This window comes from Vibrio sp. CK2-1, assembly GCF_021726515.1.
Lineage (GTDB): Bacteria > Pseudomonadota > Gammaproteobacteria > Enterobacterales > Vibrionaceae > Vibrio.
The window spans coordinates 380,605-402,864 of sequence record NZ_JAKKCJ010000003.1 but is presented as its reverse complement, the minus strand read 5'-3'; the positions used below and the strand labels follow the sequence as shown (position 1 = coordinate 402,864).

Genomic DNA, 22,260 nt, shown 5'->3' with positions numbered 1-22,260 from the left:
CTATACGAATATCTTTTGTAGTAAGCCTTTTTTGAATGCCTCTAAACCGTCGATTTGCTTTGCTATCGATTCGATTTTTCTATCTATGCTGTTTAAAAAGTTAACAATTTTATCCTGCTCAGCAGCACTAGGACATGGAATTGGCATACTCATAAAATCAGAGATTGATATATTCATACGATCGTGCCGCGCACCGTAATTTGCAATGCTAGACATATAGCGATGCCAGAGTGAAGTTTTAAAATACTGCTCATAAAAATCAGTAGTATCACTTTTAAACCGAAATATTGTGTACAAAGGCGACATTAAACCGTTGCCAATCTTGTTCTTATTAATTGGCCCTACTGGCGCATGGACCGATATTCTAGGGTTGTAAACATAATCGCCTATTTCTACGACATAATAGCCAGATAAGTTGTTAGCATTTGCAATATCTTTATCGAAATAGTCCTGCTGATTAACAACACCTTGCGTAGCTGAGTTGGTTAGAACTCTCGAGATTAAGTCATCTGAGTTTTTGGTCTTCACTAGATCTGCAATATCTCTTAACTTTTTCTGATTCCAATCAGGAAAACCAGAGCCATCATCTTGCGTAAACCTAACTTCTTGTGAAAATAGTTTTTGTATTACCCCTCGTTTGTAACGTGTTACCAAATCACGTTTAGTACGCAATTTTATTAGTTTCTCATCTACCGAGTTTAGAAAAGTTGCGATTTTTTTTTGTTCTTCTAACGTTGGGATATATATCGGCCACTTAAACCAATCGTCGAGCTTGAAGATCATCTTCTCAACATGAACTCCAACACTGGAATGAAAGCAAGTCTGTTGAAAATATGGAGTATATGTTAAAAAATGTAAGAACTCCGGAAGAATAATATCTTTACAATTCAATATTGCATACTCATTGGACACAATTGAGCCACCCAATGCTTTGGATACAAAGCCGCATGCACCATGAACAATCTGACGTTTGGAAATTAGAAAATCGCCTTCCTCAACATAAAATTGAGATTTTACGGAAATTTTTTTTCCCCGTAGTATTTCTCGTTCAGCGACACCGCCACGAGAGCGTTTAACCGTCACTAATCTATATTTAGTTTCATCCTGCATATCGACTGGGCGAACTACCACAGAAAACAGGTCTCCAATGGCAACTTTTTTCCACCCTAGCTTAAACTCAGGTAGTTTGGGAATACCAGGTTTTACAGATTTTGGGTACTGAGGGTATGGGCCAAGGTTTACTTTGCCTTCTGAGAGCATACTCATACTGGAGCCTCTATTTCAAGCTCTGAACAAAACCTACGGATTGTTTCGTCAATTGCTGACATACCAGCCCTGATTCCTTGCAACTCTGCAGTTACAGCCGCTATATCGATAGGCTCTTCTTCCTCAAATGTATCCACATATCGTGGAATATTGAGGTTGTAATCATTTTTGACAATCTCATTAATGCTTACACTACGGCTATATTTAGGCTCTTCTATTCGGTTTCGATAGGTTTCAAAGATTTTTTCAACATTTGATGGGTGTAAGTAATTTTGCTTTTTACCTTTCACATATGAGGTACTGGCATCAATAAAGAAGACATTATCAGGATGTTCTCTACATTTTTTAAGGACTAAAATACAAGTAGGAATACCAGTACCATAGAAAATGTTAGCGGGAAGCCCTATAACAGCATCTAGCCAGTTACCTTCCTCAATAATGTACTGACGGATATGACCTTCAGCTGCCCCTCTAAAAAGTACACCATGAGGCAAAACAACTGCCATAGTACCATTATCATCAAGCTGATAGAGCATATGTTGAACAAAGGCAAAATCGGCCTTGGAACTTGGTGCCAGTTTCCCATATTGCGCAAAGCGATCATCGCTTTCAAATATTTTGTTTGCACTCCATTTGGCAGAAAAAGGTGGATTAGCTACGACAGCTTCAAATTTCTTCTCAAGATGTTGTGGATGTTCGAGAGTATCTTCTTGCTTCAAATCAAAGTTGCGATAGTGCACACCATGAAGAATCATATTCATACGTGCTAGGTTGTAAGTCGTACGATTCATTTCCTGTCCGCAGAAATCACTGACATGTTCAACTTCTTTAGCTACACGCAATAACAAGGACCCTGAACCACATGTAGGATCATATACCGATTTCAATCTCGATTTTCCGCTAGTTACAAGTTTTGCTAGAATGCTGGATACTGCTTGCGGAGTATAAAATTCACCAGCTTTTTTTCCTGCTCCGGCAGCAAACTGACTAATCAGGTACTCGTAGGCATCCCCCAGAACATCATTTTCACTATCACTAATAGCAAAATTAATATTGTCTAAGTGCAGCATGATCTTGGCAATCAGCTTATTCTTGGCTTCTTCTGTGCGCCCAAGCTTAGTGGAAGTAAGGTCGAGGTCCTCAAGCAGATGATCAAAATCCTCCTCGCTCTCGCTTCCCATAGTGGAACGCTCAATGCTATCCAGCACTTTGGTCAGATCGTCAAGGATAAAGCTATCAACCACTACGTCTTCACTGCTATCTGAATCCTCTACTTTGTGTGCGCCACGTTGAGCAATACTGCTAAACAACTCAGATGGCATTAAGAAATAGCCGAGCTCTTCAATGGACTCTTCTCGAATAGCTGCAAGCATCTCCTGCCCTTCTTCGCAGTTTTCATCAATGCTGGCAAAATCAATACCATCTTCAGCCAAGATCCCATTGGCAAAGTTGTGTAGCTTTTCCGAAAGGTATTTAAAGAAGATAAAACCTAGACAATAGTCACGAAACTCATCGGCGTTCATTTTGCCGCGTAGTTCATTCGCGATATTCCATAATTTTTTTTCTAATACTCGCTTTTGATTTTCAGTCATAATTTTTATATCAACTCTCAAAAAAACCTTCATTAATGGCCCTAGTCCCGTAAATAAGGTTATCTAGAACCATTAGTACCCACTAGACAAGCGCTACTCTCTTTCTTATTGAGAAAGATCTAACAGAGAAACTAACTTGTAGTTAACATGCTTTAGCTTAACTTCCTCTAGCCATATGTGCCTTTTTCTAAATACCGGCGAGTATATCCTTGATAATTAGATATCATTCTTTCACCTTCTGACTATCAATCCACGCTTCAAGATCTTCTCGCTTAAAACGCCAAGAACCACCAACTTTGAAACCGGGAAGCTTTCCTTCGCTGGCTAATCTATAGGCTGTTTTTTCGGCCAACTTTAGGTAAGCTGCCACCTCTTTCAAGGTTAAAATTTGGTCTACCATTCAGAGTGTTATCTCATGTTGATTTTTCTTAAAATTGATACTGAGAGAATATGGGAAAATTGGGGAATGAGCAATGTTCAATCTGTGGAATCATAGTTTGTAATCTACAAAAAAGCCCCAGCATTTCTGCTAGGGCTTCGAATGTGGCGGTGAGTGAGAGATTCGAACTCTCGGTACGTTGCCGTACACACACTTTCCAGGCGTGCTCCTTCAGCCACTCGGACAACTCACCGAATTTTGTTGTTAAGGCTTTGCTTAACGAGGCGCTAATTTAATGATTATGCTAAGTAAGGTCAAGCGCTTTGGGGCTTTTTCCAGTGTTTTGTGGCTAAGTGGTCAATATTTAACTTATTTCGTTATCTAACCGCTGGACTTATGTGTACATCGGTACTCTAAACCACTTACGACACGCATCTAAGAACACTCCATACACCACGCCCATTCCACCGGCGACGACGGCGTTGCTGATCACTGAGGTTAAGATTTGATTTGGGGTTGCACCGACAACTAATAAAATCAGGGCATAAACTGGCGACTGAAATGTTACATAAGCAAGCATATCGGCCAGTTTTTTCATCCAGCGGCTCATAGAGATATGTTGGCTTTTACGTAGTACCCAATCTCTAAATAAACCATAAGGAATGGCGATAATAATATTTACTGGAATCGATAAGGTTCTTGAGGCTAGTGATTGTTGAAAAGACATGCCTGATACGAAGATCTCTATCGCCATGCCAGCAATAAAGCTAAACACTACCATTGCAAACATATCGGCTGCGGCTTGGCGAAAGCGGGCTGAACCTGAAAACGACATTTGCTTACCTACCTATCAAGAATAAAAACCTAATAAAATTGATGAGTTAAGTCGTGATTCACTACCCTTCTCACTTTAGGCAGATTATATTCCTATTGCGCCAACCAAATCAAAGCATTAAAAACCATTTAATTTGAATATAGTGGATTTTACAGTTACATTTTTAAAGCAAACCCAGTTTATAAATCTGCATATTTAATTTAAAGCAACCGGATTCACTAGTCTTCAAATTGGGCTTTTGTTCAAAGAGTTTTAAACTTTTCTAATAACGGTATGTTCTCACCTATGAGCTTGCTATCATTACCTCATCATTTGTGAATAGGTAAATACCGTGACGTTAGATGAACTACTAAGCCAACCTGAGCTTGAAAACAAATTATTGAATGCCGCGCAAACACAAGGCTTTATCACTGCTATGGCAGCTGCACCACATTTGCTTGATCCTTCTGAATGGCTTCCGTTCTTATGGGGTGGTGAAGAAACGGCTCCTTTTGAGACTGCTGAGCAGTTTGAGCAATATGCTGAACTTGTTATTGCGGAATGGAACCGTATTCACCCTGCTTTGCTTGAAGGCACCTGGAGCTGGCCAGAAGGCTACGCGTTGGATGAAGAAGAAGTGGTGACTGAATCGGTTCGAGACTTTGCTGAAGGCTTATTACAAGGCTGGCAGCTTAGCCGTGATGACTGGGAAAACTTGATGCCTGAAGACAGTGAAGATAACGCGTTGCTAGGTGGCGTATTGCTGTCTGTAAGTATGCTTTATGATCCCGAAACGGCGATTATGACGCTATCTGACCAAGGTTTAACCGGTTTGGATGAGTTTGCTGAGATCTACAATGCGATGCCTGTCATGCTGTGTGGTTTGACGCTACGTGGTAATCAGTTGGCGCAAGATACGAATCATTAATATTGCGAGGCTCGAGTCTCGGGCGCTTCGCTTCTTGTGGCTCGGATAGAAATAGATTGTAGCGAGAGCCGAGAACGCTTCGCTGCGGGTTACGTGTTAGAGCAAAAACGAAGAAAGGCCGATATATTGGATTATATCGGCCTTTTAGAAGATGTTACGGGTAGCGAGAGCGCTTTGCTACGAGTTACGAGAAAAGCGAAGAGCGCCACTTTTCGGCTCTCGAGCGCAGTGTCCCCGCCCCTCGGCTCTATTTCAAGCAACGCGCCCGAGCAACGAGTCCCGTCTACTTACGCATTCCCTTTCACTTTCAGATTTAGCGACTCTGCAAAATCTAGCATGCGGTTTAGTGGAATGAGTGACTTCAATCGAATGTCTTCATCGACAAAGATTTCATGATCTTTGCCACCTTCTGATAATGCGCTTTCAATCGCTTTAAGCCCGTTCATTGCCATCCACGGACAATGTGCACAGCTACGACATGTTGCGCCATTACCAGCGGTTGGTGCTTCTACTAGTTCTTTTTCTGGCACGAGTTGTTGCATCTTGAAGAAAATGCCTTTGTCGGTTGCTACAATCATTTTCTGATGTGGTAACTCTTTGGCAGCTTTAATCAATTGGCTGGTTGAGCCTACTGCGTCAGCAAGTTCTACAACGCTCGCGGGTGATTCTGGGTGAACCAGTACCGCAGCTTCTGGGTACAACGCTTTCATATCTTTCAGTGCTTTGGCTGAGAACTCATCATGCACGATGCACTCCCCTTGCCATAACAACATATCGGCACCGGTTTTCTTTTTGATGTATGAACCTAGGTGACGATCTGGTCCCCAGATAATTTTCTTATCTTCTGAATCTAGGTGCTCAACGATTTCATTGGCAATACTTGAAGTCACCACCCAATCGGCGCGAGCTTTTACTGCTGCTGAAGTGTTGGCATAAACCACTACGGTGTGATCGGGGTGGGCATCGCAAAATTCGGTAAATTTATCAACCGGGCAGCCTAGATCTAATGAACACTCTGCTTCAAGTGTTGGCATGAGAATGCGTTTTTCTGGCGTAAGGATCTTGGCTGATTCGCCCATAAAACGAACACCGGCAATGATAAGCGTAGAAGCGGAATGGCGGTTACCAAATTTCGCCATTTCTAATGAATCACCAACAAAGCCGCCGGTTTCTTCTGCCAGAGCTTGGATCTCTGGATCGGTGTAATAGTGTGCGATCAGTACCGCGTCTTTTTCTATCAGAAGTGCTTTGATTTTTTGAATATAATCAGCACGCTGCTCTGCAGTCAAAGCGACCGGTTTTGGGGGAAATGGATATACGGTATCGATTGTATCGTTGATATGCGCCATTGCTCTTACTCTACGCAGTTTTAATAATTCGATCATTGTACACCTATTAAGGGTAATACTAAAACCGGACTTTTTCTGCGTATCGATACCCTAGTGACTTGGGTATAACATCGGCGCATTATAGAAATAATTAAGCCACCTGATGGTTATAATAACTTTAGTTACTATAAACAGCATGGCGGCTTAAGTGTCATCAGCGATATGAAAACTTGATTTAGGCTATAAGTTCTTTTGCGCGAGTTTCGCAGCTGATGAGTTCGGATATTCGCTTATCACCTGTTGGTAATATTTATTCGCTGCGGTATCGTTATTATTGCGCTTGGCGATATCACCCAGTTTCACTAAAGCATCGGCACGTTTTGAGGAGTCTTTATAACTCACTACTGCGGCAAAGCTTTTCGCTGAGTCTACATCCTGCTTTTTCGCAAAATATAGTTGCCCTAACCAATAATGTGCGTTGGCAGCATAGCCTGAGTTTGGATACTTGGTTTGAAAATCTTTTAACGCAACAATTGCGCCATCGTAGTTACGATCTTTTAGGATCATATCAACGGCATCTTGATAAGCGCTTTGCTCATCACCGGATGCTTTAATCACTTCAGAAGATGCCGCGACACCACCTGTTTCCGCAGCAGTATCGGTTGCGGAGGCAGGTACACCGTTTTTCTTAAGCTCATTGACTTCTGTGCGAAGCTTATCAAGTTCAATAAATAATTGGCGTTGGCGCTCGACCATTTGCTTCATATCGTAATTATTACGTTCGATAGTTCCGCGTAGGTTACTGAGATCAGCCGCTTGGCTATCAACTTGTTGTTGAAGACGAGCTTGTACTCGGTTGCTGTTATCTAGCAAACGTTGCAGGCGTTCAGCATTGGTTTCTGAAGAGCCAGAAGATGAAATGTGGGAGTCATTGAGATCGGATACTGGAGCAGATGCAGCAAGCACTGGGCCTGCTGCACTTACTAGTAACGAAAGCGTAATAACTCGCTTTAAGTTACCAAACATAATTATCGCCTATTAGTAAACGACAACTGCACGACGGTTTTTAGAGTAAGCCGCTTCAGTTTGACCCATTTCTAGAGGCTTCTCTTCACCGTAGCTCACGATAGAGATTTGGCTAGCTTGAACACCTAGTGCTTGTAGGTACTTAGATACTGCTTCAGCACGACGCTCGCCAAGTGCGATGTTGTACTCTGGAGTACCACGCTCATCAGCATAACCTTCGATAGTTACGTTAACGTCTGGCGTGCTGCTTAGGAATTTAGCGTGAGCTGCTAGGATATCTTCGTACTCAGAAGAGATTTCAGAAGTATCGAACTTGAAGAAAACTGTTGAGTTTTCACGAAGTTGTTGTTCCATTTGCTCTTGCTCAGATAGTGCTGAACTCTCATCCACTGGAGTTGCAACTGCTGTTTCTTGTGCAGTTGTTTGAGAATCAGATGCATTTGCTGCGTCGTCGCTAGAGCTACAAGCTGCTACTGTTAGTAGAGGTAGAGCGATAACTAGGCCTTTTAGAATTTTATTCAGTTGCATTTTTTCTTCCTTATATTGTCAATAACTATCTATTAGTTTAGATACTGCTTTTATTATAAAAATGGTGACCAAGCGGGAGCTTTCACTCGCCCATTGGTTGCCGGTAGTCTAGCTTTAAAACGACCATCAAGAGAAACCATTGATAGAACATTTTGTCTATTATACATAGAGCTATATATCACCATACTACCATTTGGTGCAATACTTGGAGACTCATCCAACTGTGTTTTTGTTAACACTTGAACGGCCCCTGTTTCTAAATCTTGTTTTGCAATGTTAAATCCACCTTGACCGCGATTCACCATAATTAAGAATCGGCCATCAGGGGTGATTTGCCCACCAAGATTTTGACTGCCTTGCCATGTTAATCGAGTGGTCGATTTATTAGACAAGTCCACCTTATAGATTTGTGGCAAGCCACCTCTATCCGATGTAAAAATAAGTGATTTACCGTCTGGCATCCAGAATGGTTCGGTATTATTAGCACGGTCGTTGGTTACTTGAGTCAACTTACGTGTTTCTAAATCTAAGATATACACTTGTAGCGTACCGGTCTTAGAAAGAACCAATGCTAGCTTCTTACCATCTGGTGAAAACTCTGGTGCACCGTTATGACGAGGGAAAGCGGTTAATACTTCGGTTTTCCCAGTATAGATATCCATCATATAAAGCTGCGCACGACCTGTTTGGAAGCTCACATAGGCCAGTTTACGTGAATCTGGCGACCAGGCTGGAGACATTAATGGTTGCTTAGAGCGAAGTACTAAACGCTCGTTATAGCCATCGTAGTCTGCAATTCTTAATTCGTATGGGTAGTTGCTGCTGTTATTCACTACAACATAAGCGATACGAGTTAAAAACGCCCCTTTTTCTCCGGTTAGCTCTTCATAAACGAGATCTGAGATTCGGTGTGCGTATTCACGTAGACGTTTAGCGGGAACCACTGCACGCTTGCTAAATAATAGGTAATCTTTCGATAAGACTAATTGGCCTTTATCGTTTAACGCTTTATTTTGTCCGTTGGTTAATTGGCCACGCACAATGTCAGACAGTTGGTATTCAATCACATATTGACCATCTTCCGCTGGCGTAATACTACCTGTCACTAATGAATCAACACCTAGGTTATTCCACGCTGAGAAATCAATATCAGAATCGTTGTATGGCGTTTGTGGCATCTTAGAAGTTGCCACCGGATTAAACTTACCACTGCGTTGCAAATCTGATGCGATAACCGCAGACACATCTTGTGGTAGTTGGCCTGAGCCTTCCCACTTAAATGGCACGACGCCAATAGGACGAGCAGAGTTAGTTCCTTCGGTGATCACCAGTTCCAATGCTGCATTGGCCGTTTGACTCACAGCCATGGTGATACAAAATAATCCTAATAAAAATCGTTTAATCACTGAATATTCCTTATTTACAGATCAACAACCAAATTGATGTTCTTCAATTGATCGGCGACATCTTGTTCTTTCGGCATTGGGAAATTACCCACTTGTGCTATTGCGCGTTTTGCCGCTGAACATACAGCCGACTCACCATCAATAGGTGTCACTTTACTGACAATAGCATCGCTACCTGTTTGTACTAAACGGATGTTAATTTTACATGACTTACCTCTAAAAGAGTCTTCCGTCAGTAGTTTTTCCTGAATCATTTGTTTATAGATTGCGCCATAACGGTCGAGCTCTGAAGCAACGTATTTTTGTCGGGCCGATGATATTTGTGCACTCTCCGCTTCTAAGCCAGAGAAAATGTCATTGAGCGCAGCTTCCTGTGCTTCTTTCTCTCTTGCTAAGCGAGCTTTTTCTGCCGCTTCTTGCTGTGCTTTTTCTTTAGCGCGCTTTTCTGCCTCGGCTTTCGCTTGTGCATCTGCTTTGGCCTTAGCTTCCGCAGCGGCTTTGGCTTCTGCTGCAGCTTTCGCCTGTTCAGCTGCTTTCTTCTCTGCTGCTACTTTGGCTGCCGCCGCTTCTTTCGCTTTACGTTCGGCTTCTGCTTTCGCCGCTCGTTGTTTCTCTATTCGGGCTTTTTCTTGCGCTTCTTGTTTTTGTTTTTCCGCTAGCTGTCTCTGCTTCTCTGCTTCACGTGCTTGTTTTTCTTGCTGCACTTTTTGCTCTTGAAGCCTACGCAATCTTTCTTCGTCTTTTTTACGATTCTTTTCTTGTAATTCGGCTTGCTGACGAAGCTTTTCAACCCGTTGCTGCTCAGCTTTCTTAGCCGCATCACGTTGATCTCGAATGCTTTTTGCTTGCTTTTCAATCGCTTTAGGATCGATGACTACCGCCTCAACCATTTGATGCTTTGGCTTTTTATCGTCATCAGAAAACCATGATCCCCCTAAAAGCAGTACAAACAAAATAATATGCAGTACAACCGAGATCAATATAGCCGATTTGTATTCTTTATTAAGCATTAACAAATTAGCGATTCTCTTTAATATCTGTGAGCAAACCTACTTTTTCGATGCCTGCTTTATTCAACTGATCAAGCACTAAGACCACATCAGCATAAGCCGTTTGTTGATCACCGCCTACCGCAACCGGTGACTTAGGAGAAAGCGAACGCTCTGCTTTAACTCGGGTGATTACTTCATTCATCGATAAACCACGCTCCATGTCTTCATCATTAACACTAACGCCCAAGTTACCTTGTTTATCAATTTCAACAATGATGAAGCTTGCGTCCGTGTCCCCTGCAATATCTGACGCTGGCTGTGCTGTTTCTGTCTTAGGCAACTCCACTTCTACCCCTTGGGTAACAAAAGGTGAAGTCACCATGAAGATGATCAGCAATACCAACATTACGTCGATATAAGGAACAACGTTAATCTCAGCTTTTAATTGGCGTTTTTTACGAACATAACCCGCCATAATTTAGTCCTTATGCTCCGCCATCACTTGGCGATGCAAAATGCTGTGGAACTCTTCGGCAAACGTTGCGTAGTTATGCTCGAGCTTAGCAACTTGGTTACTTAGACGGTTAAACGCCATTACCGCAGGAATAGCCGCAAATAAACCCATTGCCGTTGCCACCAATGCTTCGGCAATACCTGGTGCCACCATTGCCAATGTCGCTTGCTTAACTTCACCTAGTGCAATAAAGGCTGTCATGATGCCCCATACTGTACCAAACAAGCCGATGTACGGGCTGATTGAGCCAACCGTTGCAAGAAATGGCAATTGGTTTTCAAGTTCATCCATTTCTTTAGAAAGCGTCACGCGCATAGAGCGGCCTGCGCCTTCCATTACGTATTCAGCAGATGCGCCATTCGTGCGTCGCAGGCGAGCGAACTCAGTAAAACCAGCATAAAAAATTTGTTCAGAGCCAAGAAGGTTATTTTTGCGTGCTTTTACTTCGTGGTACAGCTGCGACAAATCGACACCTGACCAAAACTTCTCTTCAAATGAAGCTGCATTTTTAGCCGCTTTATTAAGAATTTTACTTCTTTTTAGAATGACGGCCCAAGACAGTACTGACATTCCAAGTAGAATTAGCATTACAATCTTAACCAGTAAACTGGCTTGTAAAAAAAGGTCAAAAATTGAAATATCAGCTGACACGGGCAAACTCCGACATAATAGTGCTTGGGATGGCTTGGGGTTTCATCTGTTTAATGTTGACACAGGCTACCTTAACCGTTGCTTTACACAAGATTCTGCCTTCAAGATTGACTAACTCCTGACAGAATGAGATAGAAGCTCTTTTTAAATTGACAATCGAGGTTAAGACCTCAAGATGCTCATCAAGTTTCGCACCTTGGATATAATCGATGTCCATATGTTTCACAACAAAACCAATTTCTTGATCAAGTAATGTATTTTGTGAAATCCCCTGCGCACGTAATAATTCAGTACGGGCACGCTCAAAAAACTTTAAATAGTTCGAATGGTATACCACACCACCTGCATCGGTATCTTCATAATAAATGGTGATAGGCCATTTGAATGTCATCGGTGTTTGTTCTGTCACGTTGTTACCTATCTGTTGTTACCTACTTATGGCTGATTTTATCCAAAACGGTTGTTCTGATTAAAAAAGTACTCAAATCACTATACAGCAACTTAATGCGTTGAATAATAACCTTCCAGCATTTTTTTGTTTAAATATGTATTAATTGGTGTTTTCTCATACTCTCGCTATTTCACTATGTCTGTTTTTTGAACATAAAAAAGCCACCATTACTAAAGTGTGTAATGGTGGCTTAAAATATTAATGCCGATTATTCTCTTTACGAAATCACTATTTTTGACAAAGATTCGCTATGTCAAAAATAAGGTGAGCCCTATAAAAAATAAAGCGCGGTAAAGTAGGCTAAAATCACACCAGAAAAATACGGGCTAAACAGTATCTGCCACACCCATAGAATCGGTTTGAAACCAACGCAGTAGATTAGCGAGCTGCATAACGACCAAATAAACAAAACCGTTAGCAGAGAATGAAAACCACCGATTTGCTCAGCATAAGCACGCGGTTCCCACATAAACATACTGATATGAAACACGGTCACGATAAAAAACAGGGCTCTTAAAAGAGCCCTATCCATTGGTGAGTGTATATCAGTCATTTTTTGACTAATATTATTCACGATCCTCATCCATCATTTCTGAATGCTCTAACCAAAGAGCATTGATAATACCGAATGCACAGGCAAGTAATACGCCTAGAATCCAAGCAAAATACCACATAATGATTGCTCCTTAGTAAAGTGAGTTTTTATTATCTTCAATGTACTTATCATCAAGACGACCAAACATCTTGTAGTAAGTCCATGCAGTATAACCAAGAATCACAGGAACCATAACAAAAGCAACACCTGTCATGATTTCTAGAGTCAACAAGCTCGATGTTGAATCCCATAATGTGAAACTTACGTTTGGATCTAGGCTAGATGGCATTACGAATGGGAACATTGCAAAACCAGAAGTTAAGATCACACCGGCACAAGTTAAGCTTGAAGCAAGGAATGCTAGCGCGCCCTTTTGTGCTTTTGTTGCCACAACTGCAAGTAATGCCATTACAACACCAAGTGCTGGAGCAATCCACATTAGTGGGTAAGTCGCAAAGTTAGTCATCCAAGCACCAGGCTCACGCGCAACTTCTTTTAGAAGTGGGTTTGAAGGACCGTTGTGGTCGATAACACTTTTAAGAACATAACCGTCAATGTTTTGAACCCAGAAACCAGCCGCAACAAATAATACTGCTACCAATAAACCTGTGATAGTTGAAACAGTACGTGCACGGTTGTAAACATCACCAGTCGTTTTCATTTGTAGCCATGTTGAACCTTGAAGAACAAACATAGATACACTTACTAGACCACATAAGATTGCAAATGGGTTTAGTAGACCAAAGAAGTTACCGTGGTACTGAGACATCATAAACTCATTCAGTTCAAATGGTACACCCTGCAATAGGTTACCGAATGCCACACCAAAGATAAGCGGTGGAACGAAACCACTGATTGAGATACAGATATCCCAATTGTTACGCCACTTTGTTGTTTCAATTTTTGAACGGTAGTCAAGAGCAACTGGACGTAACCAAAGCGCTGCCAATGTTACGATCATCGCTAGGTAGAAACCTGAAAACGATGTTGCGTAAACCATAGGCCATGCGGCAAATAATGCGCCGCCCGCTGTGATTAACCAAACTTGGTTACCATCCCAGTGTGGTGCGATAGAGTTAATCATCACACGACGCTGAGTGTCGGTTTTGCCGATGATAGGCACTAATGCACCTACACCCATATCAAAACCATCGGCGATAGCGAAACCGACGAATAATACGCCGATCAGTACCCACCAAATAAATCGTAATGCTTCGTAATCAAACATGAATTATCCCCTGCTTATGCTTCAACTTCACGAGAAACTTTACCTTCTAAAGAGGTGTCGTTTTGCTCGAAGTGATAACGTCCTGTTTTTAAGCTACTAGGACCTTTACGTGCAAATTTAACCATCAAGTATACTTCTGCGATTAACAGACAAGTATAGAATGCAATAATTGCAAAAATTGAGGTTAAGATTTCGCCGCGCGATAATGCAGATGCTGCCACGTTTGTTGGTAAAATCTCACCAACGGCCCATGGCTGACGACCGTATTCTGCTACAAACCAACCGGCTTCAATCGCAATCCATGGTAGTGGAATACTGAACAGAGCAGCTTTAAGTAAGAAACGGTTTTTCTCGATGCGTTGGCGACATGTTTGAACAAATGCGAATGCAAACACACCTAGCATAATGACACCAGCTGCAACCATGATACGGAATGACCAGAATAGCGGCCAAACTTGCGGAATAGAATCTTTTACCGCTTTTTGGATTTGCTCTTCTGATGCTTGAGAAACATCATCGGTGTAACGCTTAAGCAATAAGCCATAACCAAGATCGCCTTTCACTTCATCAAAAGCAGTAAGGTTTGCATCTGATTTATCACCAGCGCGCAATTTCTCAAGTAGATCATAAGCAATCATACCATTACGGATACGAGCTTCGTGCTCTACTTCAAGATCAGCAATACCCTTCACTTCTTTATCTAAAGAACGAGTAGCAATAATGCCAAGTGCGTATGGGATTTGAATGGCATAGTCATTCTTCATCTCATCTTGGTTTGGTAAAGCAAACGCAGTAAATGCTGCAGGCGCTGGCTCAGTGTGCCATTCTGCTTCAATTGCTGCTAATTTTGCTTGTTGTACGTCACCAAGTTCGTAACCAGAGTCATCACCTAGTACTAGCGTTGATAGAATCGCAGCCATACCGAATGAAGCAGCGATAGCAAAAGAACGACGAGCAAATGGAATATCACGACCTTTAAGTAAGTAGTATGCACTAATACCCAAAATGAACATCGCGCCACAAGTGTAGCCAGATGAAACGGTGTGAACGAACTTAACTTGCGCAACAGGGTTAAAGATCACTTCAGAGAAGCTCACCATTTCCATACGCATGGTTTCATAGTTGAACTCAGAACCTACTGGGTTTTGCATCCAACCGTTCGCGATCAAGATCCAAAGTGCAGAGAAGTTAGAGCCAATCGCAACTAGCCAAGTTACCGCTAAGTGTTGGCGTTTTGATAAACGATCCCAACCGAAGAAGAACAAGCCAACCATTGTTGATTCTAAGAAGAATGCAATCAATGCTTCGATAGCTAAAGGCGCACCAAAGATATCACCTACATAATGTGAATAGTATGACCAGTTAGTACCGAACTGAAACTCCATGGTTAAGCCAGTGGCAACACCTAGAGCAAAGTTAATACCGAAAAGCTTACCCCAGAACTTAGTCATGTCCTTGTAGATTTGCTTTCCTGTCATTACATAAACTGACTCCATGATGGCAAGTAAAAATGCCATACCAAGAGTCAAAGGAACAAATAGGAAGTGATACATCGCTGTCATTGCAAACTGCAACCGCGATAGATCAACAACATCAATCATGGTAACTCCTTTCTATGTCGCTATCCGAGCCTGAAACAAGCTTCATACAACGATTAGGATGGTTAAAGTAAACACACTCAACAAAACCATTTTGGTTTGTTACAAAAATGTGCCTAAATGGTTATTATTTTGTTAAGCACTATCTAATATAGTTAGCGCTAATATTACGCATTAAGCACAAATGTTTCAAAAGATTTCTAAATTATTTTTGAACAAAATACATAATATACCCAAGTGAATTCTGTAGCTTGCAGATCACTTGGGTATATTATGTGTTTTCTATGACTTTTTAATGTAGGAATTCTTGTAACACGTTAATTGCGTGGATTTTAGAGTAGTCAGCTTGGCATGCAAGTATTAAAAAAGGGTAACAAACACCTCGTTACCCTTTTGTATTTTATCTGAACAATTTATGATTTATCTATCCTGTCTATCTAAGCCAAAATGCAGATAGGCTCTATCACTAGCAATTCGCCCTCTTGGCGTTCTTTGTAGATAACCTTGTTGAATGAGGTAAGGTTCGATCACATCTTCAATAGTATCTTTCTCTTCACCGATCGCAGCAGCTAGGTTATCTAACCCAACAGGGCCACCGGAGAATTTTTCCATGATGGCTAATAAAAGCTTTCTATCCATGTAATCAAATCCCTGATTATCGACATCCAGCATGTTCAGTGCTTTGTCAGCCGTATCAGGGCAAATATGGCCATTGCCTTTAACTTCCGCATAATCTCGCACGCGGCGCAATAAGCGGTTGGCAATACGAGGCGTACCACGAGAACGCTTGGCAACTTCTAGTGCGCCCTCTTCTTCCATTGATAAACCTAGGCAATCAGCACTACGTTTTACGATGTGTTGCAGGTCTTTCACCTTGTAATACTCTAAACGCTGCACGATACCGAAGCGGTCACGCAGCGGTGAAGTCAGTGAACCGGCACGCGTTGTCGCGCCAATTAAAGTAAAAGGTGGTAGATCGATTTTGATTGAGCGAGCGGCTGGGCCTTCACCGATCATAATGTCCAACTGATAATCTTCCATCGCTGGATATAAGATTTCTTCAACCACTGGACTTAGACGGTGAATTTCATCAATAAATAAGATGTCGTTTTCTTCTAGATTGGTTAGCAATGCCGCCAGATCGCCAGCTTTTTCGAGTACAGGACCAGAAGTAGTACGAATATTCACTTCCATTTCATTGGCAACGATATTCGCTAACGTCGTTTTACCTAATCCCGGAGGACCAAAAACCAATAGGTGATCAAGTGGCTCATGACGCAATTGAGCCGCTTTAATAAAGATTTCCATTTGATCGCGGACATGATCTTGTCCTTGATAATCTTCTAAGCGTTTTGGTCGAATCGCGCGGTCGATGATATCTTCATCTTTGAAAACCGGGCTATCTGCTGCAATTAAGCGATCCGCTTCTATCATTAAATTAACCTCAGGCTAGTAGCCTATACCATTGATTTTAAAGCTTCACGAATGATCATTTCGCTCGTCATATCGGCACCTGCCACTTGAGAAACCACTTTTGAAGCCATTGGTGGTTTGTAGCCAAGTGAAATCAATGCGCTGACCGCTTCATCTTGTGCATTATGCGTAGTACGTGAATCTGCCATTGAGTCCATTGGCGCGGCATCAGTTGCTGGAGTAAATAAATCGTGCGTTACCCAACCTTTCAGACGATCTTTCATTTCAACGACAAGGCGCTCTGCCGTCTTCTTACCAACACCCGGTAATTTCACTAAAGTGCTGACATCTTCATGTTCAACACAAGTAACAAACTGCGACGCGGTCATGCCAGATAAAATCGCCAAGCCTAGTTTAGGGCCAACACCATTGGCTTTAATCACTTCGCGGAATAACGCACGCTCTTTAACGGTATTAAACCCGTAAAGTAGTTGAGCATCTTCACGAACCACAAAGTGAGTATAGATAATCGCTTCTTCGTTTACATTCGGCAATTCATAAAAACAACTCATCGGCATTTGTACTTCGTAGCCTACCCCAGAGACTTCAATTAAAACTTCTGGTGGTTGTTTTTCAATTAATATTCCACGTAAGCGACCAATCACTTTATGTTCCTTATTTTTGTTTCATTAAGCTCAACCAGTAAAAGCAAGCTTATCAAGATTCTTATTCGATTTAGGTATAATAATAATTAACTGGATAAACATCCAGTACATTGTGCAGATAAAAAATATGCCGCTATCGATATCGGCCACGCCTCGCACCACTGGCTTTACCTGCTAGTGCAATAAGTGTTTTATTGGTATTGGCATGACAAATCGCCACACCTAGTGCATCCGCCGCATCCGCTTGAGGTTTTGCTGGCAATTTGAGCATACTTTTTACCATATGCTGAACTTGGGCTTTATCTGCGCCACCGGTTCCGGTCACTGCTTGCTTAATCAACCTTGCAGCATACTCATAAACTGGTAAATCAGCATTGACTGCGGCAACGATTGCACTGCCACGCGCTTGGCCTAGCTTCAATGCAGAATCGGCATTTTTTGCCATAAAGACTTGTTCTATCGCGAAGACATCCGGTTGAAATTGAGTGATGATTTCTGACACCCCAGCATAGATTTGCTTCAAACGGCCAGGTAACGCCTCTTCCGACATGCGGATACAACCGCTGCCTAAATAGTGTAAATGTCGCCCTTCTTGGCGAATCACACCATAGCCTGTAATACGTGAACCGGGGTCAATTCCAAGTATGATGGACATACTGTCTCTTTATCTATATTCGTAAGTGTTAGAAGTATAACCAGCGATAAAAACAAAAACACCCACATCATTAAGTGTGGGTGTTTTATTCGCGTTATTTATCGCTCAATTTAACTTGCTCGATTATTCTTTTTCTTTAGCTGCGGTGACCGCAATCGCTAATTCTTCTAACGCTGCTGGATTTGCTAGACTTGGCGCATTGGTTAACGGACAAGCTGCTGCAGTTGTTTTCGGGAACGCAATCACATCACGGATATTGTCAGTACCACAAAGTAGCATAACCAAACGGTCAAGACCGAATGCTAGACCAGCGTGTGGTGGCGTACCGTATTTTAGAGCATCCAATAAGAAACCGAACTTCAAGCGTTGTTCTGTTTCATCAATGCCTAGAATATCAAATACTGTTGATTGCATTTCTGCGTTGTGGATACGAACCGAACCACCACCAACTTCATAACCATTTAACACCATATCGTAAGCGTTCGAATTCGCTGCCGCTGGGTTCGCTTTTAGCTCTTCGGCTGTTACGCCTAATGGAGATGTGAATGGGTGGTGCATTGCATGTAGGTTACCTTCATCATCTTCTTCAAACATTGGGAAATCAACAACCCAAAGTGGTTTCCATGCTTGCAGATCAGTGAGCTCAAGATCTAGACCAAGTTTGATACGTAGAGCGCCCATTGCTTCAGAGACTACGTTTGCTTTATCTGCGCCGAATAAAATGATGTCGCCAGTTTGAGCACCAGTGCGCTCAAGAATGCCGTTGATCACTTCTTCATTTAGGAACTTAGCGACTGGAGATTGAATACCTTCAACGCCCGCCGCAAGATCGTTCACTTTCATCCAAGCAAGACCTTTCGCGCCATAAATGCCAACAAAGCTGCCGTACTCATCAATTTGCTTACGAGATAATGCTGCGCCACCTGGAACACGAATAACCGCAACACGGCCTTTTTCGTCATTTGCAGGGCCAGAGAACACTTTGAATTCAACGTCTTTTACTAAGTCAGCAACATCGACTAACTCAAGTGGGTTACGTAGATCTGGCTTATCAGAACCAAAACGACGAATCGCTTCAGAAAATGGCATGATTGGGAAATCGCCTAAGTCAACGTTCAGTAACTCTTGCCACATGTCACGAACCATTGTTTCAGTCACGCCACGAACTTGGTCAGCCGTCATGAAAGAAGTTTCGATATCGATTTGAGTAAATTCAGGCTGACGGTCAGCACGTAAATCTTCATCACGGAAACATTTTACGATTTGGTAGTAACGGTCGAAACCTGACATCATCAACAATTGCTTAAACAACTGAGGTGATTGCGGAAGCGCGTAGAAGCTGCCTTTATGAACACGGCTTGGTACTAAGTAGTCGCGCGCACCTTCTGGCGTTGCTTTAGTCAGTACTGGTGTTTCAATATCTAGGAAACCGTTGTCATCTAGGAAGCGACGAACAAAGCTTGAAGCTTTAGCACGTAGCTTAATACGGTCACTCATTTCAGGGCGACGTAGATCAATGTAACGATATTTTAGACGTTGCTCTTCCGAGTTAGTTTGGTTGAAATCTAAAGGTAGCGCTTCAGAGCGGTTGATGATTTCAAGGCCTGTTGCGTACACTTCAACTTCACCTGTTGCCATATCTTTATTGATTTGGCTATCAGGACGAGCACGTACTTCACCAGTTAGTTTGATACAGAATTCATTACGCAATTGGTTTGCTTCTGCAAAAATTTCAGTCATATCTGGGTCGATAACAACTTGAACAATACCTTCACGGTCACGCATATCGATAAAAATCAGACCGCCTAGATCACGGCGGCGATTAACCCATCCGCAAAGTTCTACAGTTTGTCCTGCTAGGGACTTGTTCAGGTGACCACAATACTGGGTGCGCATAATGAATTTCCCAATCTCTTATTTAAATAATTAATGATTTCCGGTGGAGCAGACCGCTCAAAAACACCGTATAAAAAACTTTTCCTATTTATACTTGGAAAACAGATAAAAATCGACCACCGGAAGCACAATTTATTGGCTTTTCGGTAGTAAAGGAGTGAAAGGTGCGTTAACCGCTCATAAGTTATCCAATTCAATTACCAAGCCGACTAAAAGCAAAAGCATTAAATCGCCTAGCCATGCACAATAAACACGCACAATAAAAAACCGAATACGGTTAAAAGTTGCTCGGTTACGTCAGTAAACGGAAATAAAATCAAATAACCCACAAACTCAATAGCGATATAGGCCAACTTCCCTTAAAATAAGAACATATCTTCACCTAGCCAATGAATAATTAGGATCTGTTGACCTAGTGGCTAGTAAACCAATTTTAAGTGAGTTGTCATGAGCCAGCGTGATGTGATTTTTTCAGCCCCAATAGACAAAATGGGCGATTTTACATTTGATGAAAGAGTGGCAGAAGTTTTTCCCGATATGATCCAACGCTCGGTTCCGGGTTACAGCAATATTATTTCAGCTATTGGTATGTTGGCGGAACGCTTTGCCAAACCAAGCTCGAATGTTTATGACCTAGGCTGTTCTTTGGGCGCGGCGACTTTATCGATGCGTCGTCATATTGAGCAAGAAAACTGCCAGATCATTGCGGTCGATAATTCTCCAGCCATGATTGAACGCTGTAAATTACATATTAATGCTTACCGTTCAGACACCCCAGTTAATGTCATTGAGGCCGATATTCGTGACATTGAAATCGAAAATGCTTCCGTTGTGGTTTTGAACTTTACCTTGCAATTTTTATCGCCAGAAGACCGCTATTCTTTACTCGAAAGAATCTATGCAGGGTTGCGTCCGGGTGGCATTTTAATTTTGTCGGAAAAATACGTTTTCGAAAACCAAGCCGCGCACGAATTATTGATCGATCTACACCATGACTTTAAACGTGCCAATGGTTACAGCGAATTAGAAATTAGCCAAAAACGTAGTGCGATTGAAAATGTGATGCGACCAGACTCAATTGAAAGCCACAAGCAACGATTTGAAAAGATTGGCTTTAGTAGCTACGAAGTATGGTTCCAATGCTTTAATTTTGGTTCTATGTTTGCCATCAAGTAATTTATCTTATGAAAGGCTTTCGGCCTTAAGATTCAGCTAAATATCCACCGATATCCGTATTTAAATAGAAAGAGTGTTATGTTTAATTTTGCCAATTTTTATCAACTGATTGCTCAAGATGTTCGTCTGCAACCTTGGTTGAATACCCTACCGCAACAACTGACTGATTGGCAAAATGCTGAGCATGGTGACTTTGAACGTTGGGTAAAGGCGCTCAATAAAATCACAGAGATCAAACCAGATAATATAGATATTACTTCTCAAGTGAGTATTACCAACACCCAGCCTTTTGCATTAGGCGAACAAAAGAAACTTGAGAGCTTACTGCGTACTTTCCATCCTTGGCGCAAAGGGCCTTATCATGTTCATGGTTTGGATATTGAAACCGAGTGGCGCTCAGATTGGAAATGGGATCGCGTTCTACCGCACATCTCTGATTTAAAGCATCGTTCAGTTCTCGATGTTGGTTGTGGTAATGGTTATCACATGTGGCGCATGCTTGGTGCCGGTGCTCGCTTATGTGTTGGTATCGACCCATCTCATTTATTCCTAATTCAATTTGAAGCAATTCGTAAATTGATGGGCGGCGACCAACGTGCTCATCTATTACCACTTGGGATTGAGCAACTGCCTGAACTAAAAGCTTTTGATACTGTCTTTAGCATGGGCGTTCTTTACCATCGTCGTTCACCACTTGACCACCTACTCCAACTCAAAAACCAATTAGTATCTGGTGGTGAGTTAGTGCTAGAAACTTTAGTGATTGAAGGCGATGAAAATGCGGTATTAGTCCCAGTAGACCGCTACGCGCAAATGCGTAATGTTTACTTTTTCCCTTCTGCCAAAGCACTAAAGGTATGGTTAGAAAAATGCGGCTTTATTGATGTGAAAATTGTCGATGAAAACGTCACTTCCACCGAAGAGCAAAGAAGCACTCATTGGATGACCCATAATTCTCTACCGGATTATCTTGATCCAAACGATCCAAGTAAAACGGTTGAAGGCTACCCTGCCCCACGTCGTGCTATTTTGATCGCCAAGAACCCATAATGAGAAGTTAGCTCATCACAAAAAGTAAAAATGGTTCTTTAAATAAGCAAAGAATCTTCTTACATGAGATGAAAGCGCTTCACGGTCGGATCGAGATACGCTAAACTTT

General features: G+C 42.0%; 23 protein-coding genes and 1 tRNA gene. 3 read left to right on the top strand and 21 right to left on the bottom strand.

Going from position 1 to position 22,260, the window contains the following annotated elements:
• The 5 genes from L3V25_RS10510 to L3V25_RS10490 all read right to left on the bottom strand — a co-directional run bounded on the left by L3V25_RS10510 (position 1) and on the right by L3V25_RS10490 (position 4,072).
• Entirely contained in the window at positions 1–1,266 is a 1,266-nt protein-coding gene (locus tag L3V25_RS10510; RefSeq protein ID WP_237295303.1) for a restriction endonuclease subunit S, read from the bottom strand.
• Positions 1,263–2,858: a type I restriction-modification system subunit M gene (locus L3V25_RS10505; RefSeq protein WP_237295411.1), complete on the bottom strand. Its 1,596-nt coding sequence runs from the start codon at positions 2,856–2,858 to the stop codon at positions 1,263–1,265. Before L3V25_RS10505 ends, L3V25_RS10510 begins: the two co-directional genes overlap by 4 nt.
• Positions 2,859–3,081: 223 nt before the next feature.
• Positions 3,082–3,258, bottom strand: coding sequence for a helix-turn-helix domain-containing protein (locus tag L3V25_RS10500; RefSeq protein ID WP_237295302.1), 177 nt, complete (start codon positions 3,256–3,258; stop codon positions 3,082–3,084).
• Positions 3,259–3,402: 144 nt separating this feature from the next.
• A tRNA-Ser gene (locus L3V25_RS10495) sits at positions 3,403–3,490 on the bottom strand.
• Between the two features lie 141 nt (positions 3,491–3,631).
• Entirely contained in the window at positions 3,632–4,072 is a 441-nt protein-coding gene (locus L3V25_RS10490) for an L-alanine exporter AlaE (RefSeq protein ID WP_237295301.1), read from the bottom strand.
• A gap of 331 nt (positions 4,073–4,403) precedes the next feature.
• Between L3V25_RS10490 and L3V25_RS10485 the strand changes: the two genes are divergently transcribed.
• Positions 4,404–4,979, top strand: coding sequence for a UPF0149 family protein (locus tag L3V25_RS10485; RefSeq protein WP_027697189.1), 576 nt, complete (start codon positions 4,404–4,406; stop codon positions 4,977–4,979).
• Positions 4,980–5,266: 287 nt separating this feature from the next.
• Here the strand turns inward: L3V25_RS10485 and nadA are convergent, their stop codons facing one another.
• From nadA to aspS, 16 genes are all read right to left on the bottom strand, one after another.
• Complete coding sequence (gene nadA / locus L3V25_RS10480; protein ID WP_027697188.1) at positions 5,267–6,328, bottom strand: quinolinate synthase NadA; 1,062 nt, start codon at positions 6,326–6,328, stop codon at positions 5,267–5,269.
• Between the two features lie 219 nt (positions 6,329–6,547).
• Positions 6,548–7,333, bottom strand: coding sequence for a tol-pal system protein YbgF (gene ybgF, locus L3V25_RS10475; protein WP_237295300.1), 786 nt, complete (start codon positions 7,331–7,333; stop codon positions 6,548–6,550).
• A gap of 12 nt (positions 7,334–7,345) precedes the next feature.
• On the bottom strand, positions 7,346–7,861 hold the full coding sequence (gene pal, locus L3V25_RS10470) for a peptidoglycan-associated lipoprotein Pal (RefSeq protein WP_237295299.1): 516 nt from the start codon (positions 7,859–7,861) through the stop codon (positions 7,346–7,348).
• Between the two features lie 53 nt (positions 7,862–7,914).
• A complete protein-coding gene (tolB, locus tag L3V25_RS10465) occupies positions 7,915–9,228 on the bottom strand; it encodes a Tol-Pal system beta propeller repeat protein TolB (RefSeq protein ID WP_237295410.1) in 1,314 nt (437 codons plus the stop codon).
• Positions 9,229–9,281: 53 nt separating this feature from the next.
• On the bottom strand, positions 9,282–10,277 hold the full coding sequence (gene tolA / locus L3V25_RS10460; RefSeq protein ID WP_237295409.1) for a cell envelope integrity protein TolA: 996 nt from the start codon (positions 10,275–10,277) through the stop codon (positions 9,282–9,284).
• A 7-nt stretch (positions 10,278–10,284) separates the two neighbouring features.
• Positions 10,285–10,734 (bottom strand): protein TolR, encoded by a 450-nt coding sequence (gene tolR, locus L3V25_RS10455; RefSeq protein WP_237295298.1) that lies wholly within the window; start codon positions 10,732–10,734, stop codon positions 10,285–10,287.
• A gap of 3 nt (positions 10,735–10,737) precedes the next feature.
• On the bottom strand, positions 10,738–11,424 hold the full coding sequence (gene tolQ / locus L3V25_RS10450; RefSeq protein ID WP_237295297.1) for a protein TolQ: 687 nt from the start codon (positions 11,422–11,424) through the stop codon (positions 10,738–10,740).
• Complete coding sequence (ybgC, locus tag L3V25_RS10445; RefSeq protein WP_237295408.1) at positions 11,414–11,815, bottom strand: tol-pal system-associated acyl-CoA thioesterase; 402 nt, start codon at positions 11,813–11,815, stop codon at positions 11,414–11,416. The genes tolQ and ybgC overlap by 11 nt, the downstream gene beginning before the upstream one ends.
• 331 nt (positions 11,816–12,146) lie before the next feature.
• Complete coding sequence (gene ybgE / locus L3V25_RS10440) at positions 12,147–12,428, bottom strand: cyd operon protein YbgE (protein ID WP_267135476.1); 282 nt, start codon at positions 12,426–12,428, stop codon at positions 12,147–12,149.
• A gap of 13 nt (positions 12,429–12,441) precedes the next feature.
• Positions 12,442–12,549, bottom strand: coding sequence for a cytochrome bd-I oxidase subunit CydX (cydX, locus tag L3V25_RS10435; protein ID WP_027697179.1), 108 nt, complete (start codon positions 12,547–12,549; stop codon positions 12,442–12,444).
• A 12-nt stretch (positions 12,550–12,561) separates the two neighbouring features.
• The gene (cydB, locus tag L3V25_RS10430) at positions 12,562–13,698 is read right to left on the bottom strand and encodes a cytochrome d ubiquinol oxidase subunit II (protein WP_237295296.1); all 1,137 of its coding nucleotides are present in this window, start codon (positions 13,696–13,698) and stop codon (positions 12,562–12,564) included.
• A gap of 14 nt (positions 13,699–13,712) precedes the next feature.
• Positions 13,713–15,299 (bottom strand): cytochrome ubiquinol oxidase subunit I, encoded by a 1,587-nt coding sequence (gene cydA / locus L3V25_RS10425; protein ID WP_237295295.1) that lies wholly within the window; start codon positions 15,297–15,299, stop codon positions 13,713–13,715.
• Positions 15,300–15,716: 417 nt separating this feature from the next.
• Positions 15,717–16,730 carry a Holliday junction branch migration DNA helicase RuvB gene (gene ruvB / locus L3V25_RS10420; protein WP_237295294.1) on the bottom strand — a complete coding sequence of 338 codons (1,014 nt, stop codon included), beginning with the start codon at positions 16,728–16,730 and terminating at the stop codon, positions 15,717–15,719.
• A gap of 23 nt (positions 16,731–16,753) precedes the next feature.
• Positions 16,754–17,374 (bottom strand): Holliday junction branch migration protein RuvA, encoded by a 621-nt coding sequence (ruvA, locus tag L3V25_RS10415; RefSeq protein ID WP_237295293.1) that lies wholly within the window; start codon positions 17,372–17,374, stop codon positions 16,754–16,756.
• 133 nt (positions 17,375–17,507) lie between these two features.
• Positions 17,508–18,029, bottom strand: coding sequence for a crossover junction endodeoxyribonuclease RuvC (gene ruvC, locus L3V25_RS10410; RefSeq protein WP_027697174.1), 522 nt, complete (start codon positions 18,027–18,029; stop codon positions 17,508–17,510).
• Positions 18,030–18,152: 123 nt separating this feature from the next.
• Positions 18,153–19,925, bottom strand: coding sequence for an aspartate--tRNA ligase (aspS, locus tag L3V25_RS10405; RefSeq protein WP_237295292.1), 1,773 nt, complete (start codon positions 19,923–19,925; stop codon positions 18,153–18,155).
• 447 nt (positions 19,926–20,372) lie between these two features.
• On the opposite strand from aspS, the gene cmoA reads away from it, so the two are divergent.
• A complete protein-coding gene (gene cmoA, locus L3V25_RS10400; protein ID WP_237295291.1) occupies positions 20,373–21,101 on the top strand; it encodes a carboxy-S-adenosyl-L-methionine synthase CmoA in 729 nt (242 codons plus the stop codon).
• Positions 21,102–21,179: 78 nt separating this feature from the next.
• The gene (gene cmoB / locus L3V25_RS10395) at positions 21,180–22,151 is read left to right on the top strand and encodes a tRNA 5-methoxyuridine(34)/uridine 5-oxyacetic acid(34) synthase CmoB (protein ID WP_237295290.1); all 972 of its coding nucleotides are present in this window, start codon (positions 21,180–21,182) and stop codon (positions 22,149–22,151) included.
• The last annotated feature ends 109 nt before the right edge of the window (positions 22,152–22,260 follow it).

What these genes read in the sequence shown, in the direction of transcription:
- L3V25_RS10510 (WP_237295303.1), bottom strand. Translation starts at nt 1,266, where the DNA reads ATGAGTATGCTCTCAGAAGGCAAAGTAAACCTTGGCCCATACCCTCAG.
- L3V25_RS10505 (WP_237295411.1), bottom strand. Translation starts at nt 2,858, where the DNA reads ATGACTGAAAATCAAAAGCGAGTATTAGAAAAAAAATTATGGAATATC.
- L3V25_RS10500 (WP_237295302.1), bottom strand. Translation starts at nt 3,258, where the DNA reads ATGGTAGACCAAATTTTAACCTTGAAAGAGGTGGCAGCTTACCTAAAG.
- L3V25_RS10490 (WP_237295301.1), bottom strand. Translation starts at nt 4,072, where the DNA reads ATGTCGTTTTCAGGTTCAGCCCGCTTTCGCCAAGCCGCAGCCGATATG.
- nadA (WP_027697188.1), bottom strand. Translation starts at nt 6,328, where the DNA reads ATGGCGCATATCAACGATACAATCGATACCGTATATCCATTTCCCCCA.
- ybgF (WP_237295300.1), bottom strand. Translation starts at nt 7,333, where the DNA reads ATGTTTGGTAACTTAAAGCGAGTTATTACGCTTTCGTTACTAGTAAGT.
- pal (WP_237295299.1), bottom strand. Translation starts at nt 7,861, where the DNA reads ATGCAACTGAATAAAATTCTAAAAGGCCTAGTTATCGCTCTACCTCTA.
- tolB (WP_237295410.1), bottom strand. Translation starts at nt 9,228, where the DNA reads ATGGCTGTGAGTCAAACGGCCAATGCAGCATTGGAACTGGTGATCACC.
- tolA (WP_237295409.1), bottom strand. Translation starts at nt 10,277, where the DNA reads ATGCTTAATAAAGAATACAAATCGGCTATATTGATCTCGGTTGTACTG.
- tolR (WP_237295298.1), bottom strand. Translation starts at nt 10,734, where the DNA reads ATGGCGGGTTATGTTCGTAAAAAACGCCAATTAAAAGCTGAGATTAAC.
- ybgC (WP_237295408.1), bottom strand. Translation starts at nt 11,815, where the DNA reads ATGACATTCAAATGGCCTATCACCATTTATTATGAAGATACCGATGCA.
- ybgE (WP_267135476.1), bottom strand. Translation starts at nt 12,428, where the DNA reads ATGACTGATATACACTCACCAATGGATAGGGCTCTTTTAAGAGCCCTG.
- cydX (WP_027697179.1), bottom strand. Translation starts at nt 12,549, where the DNA reads ATGTGGTATTTTGCTTGGATTCTAGGCGTATTACTTGCCTGTGCATTC.
- cydB (WP_237295296.1), bottom strand. Translation starts at nt 13,698, where the DNA reads ATGTTTGATTACGAAGCATTACGATTTATTTGGTGGGTACTGATCGGC.
- cydA (WP_237295295.1), bottom strand. Translation starts at nt 15,299, where the DNA reads ATGATTGATGTTGTTGATCTATCGCGGTTGCAGTTTGCAATGACAGCG.
- ruvB (WP_237295294.1), bottom strand. Translation starts at nt 16,730, where the DNA reads ATGATAGAAGCGGATCGCTTAATTGCAGCAGATAGCCCGGTTTTCAAA.
- ruvC (WP_027697174.1), bottom strand. Translation starts at nt 18,029, where the DNA reads ATGTCCATCATACTTGGAATTGACCCCGGTTCACGTATTACAGGCTAT.
- aspS (WP_237295292.1), bottom strand. Translation starts at nt 19,925, where the DNA reads ATGCGCACCCAGTATTGTGGTCACCTGAACAAGTCCCTAGCAGGACAA.
- cmoA (WP_237295291.1), top strand. Translation starts at nt 20,373, where the DNA reads ATGAGCCAGCGTGATGTGATTTTTTCAGCCCCAATAGACAAAATGGGC.
- cmoB (WP_237295290.1), top strand. Translation starts at nt 21,180, where the DNA reads ATGTTTAATTTTGCCAATTTTTATCAACTGATTGCTCAAGATGTTCGT.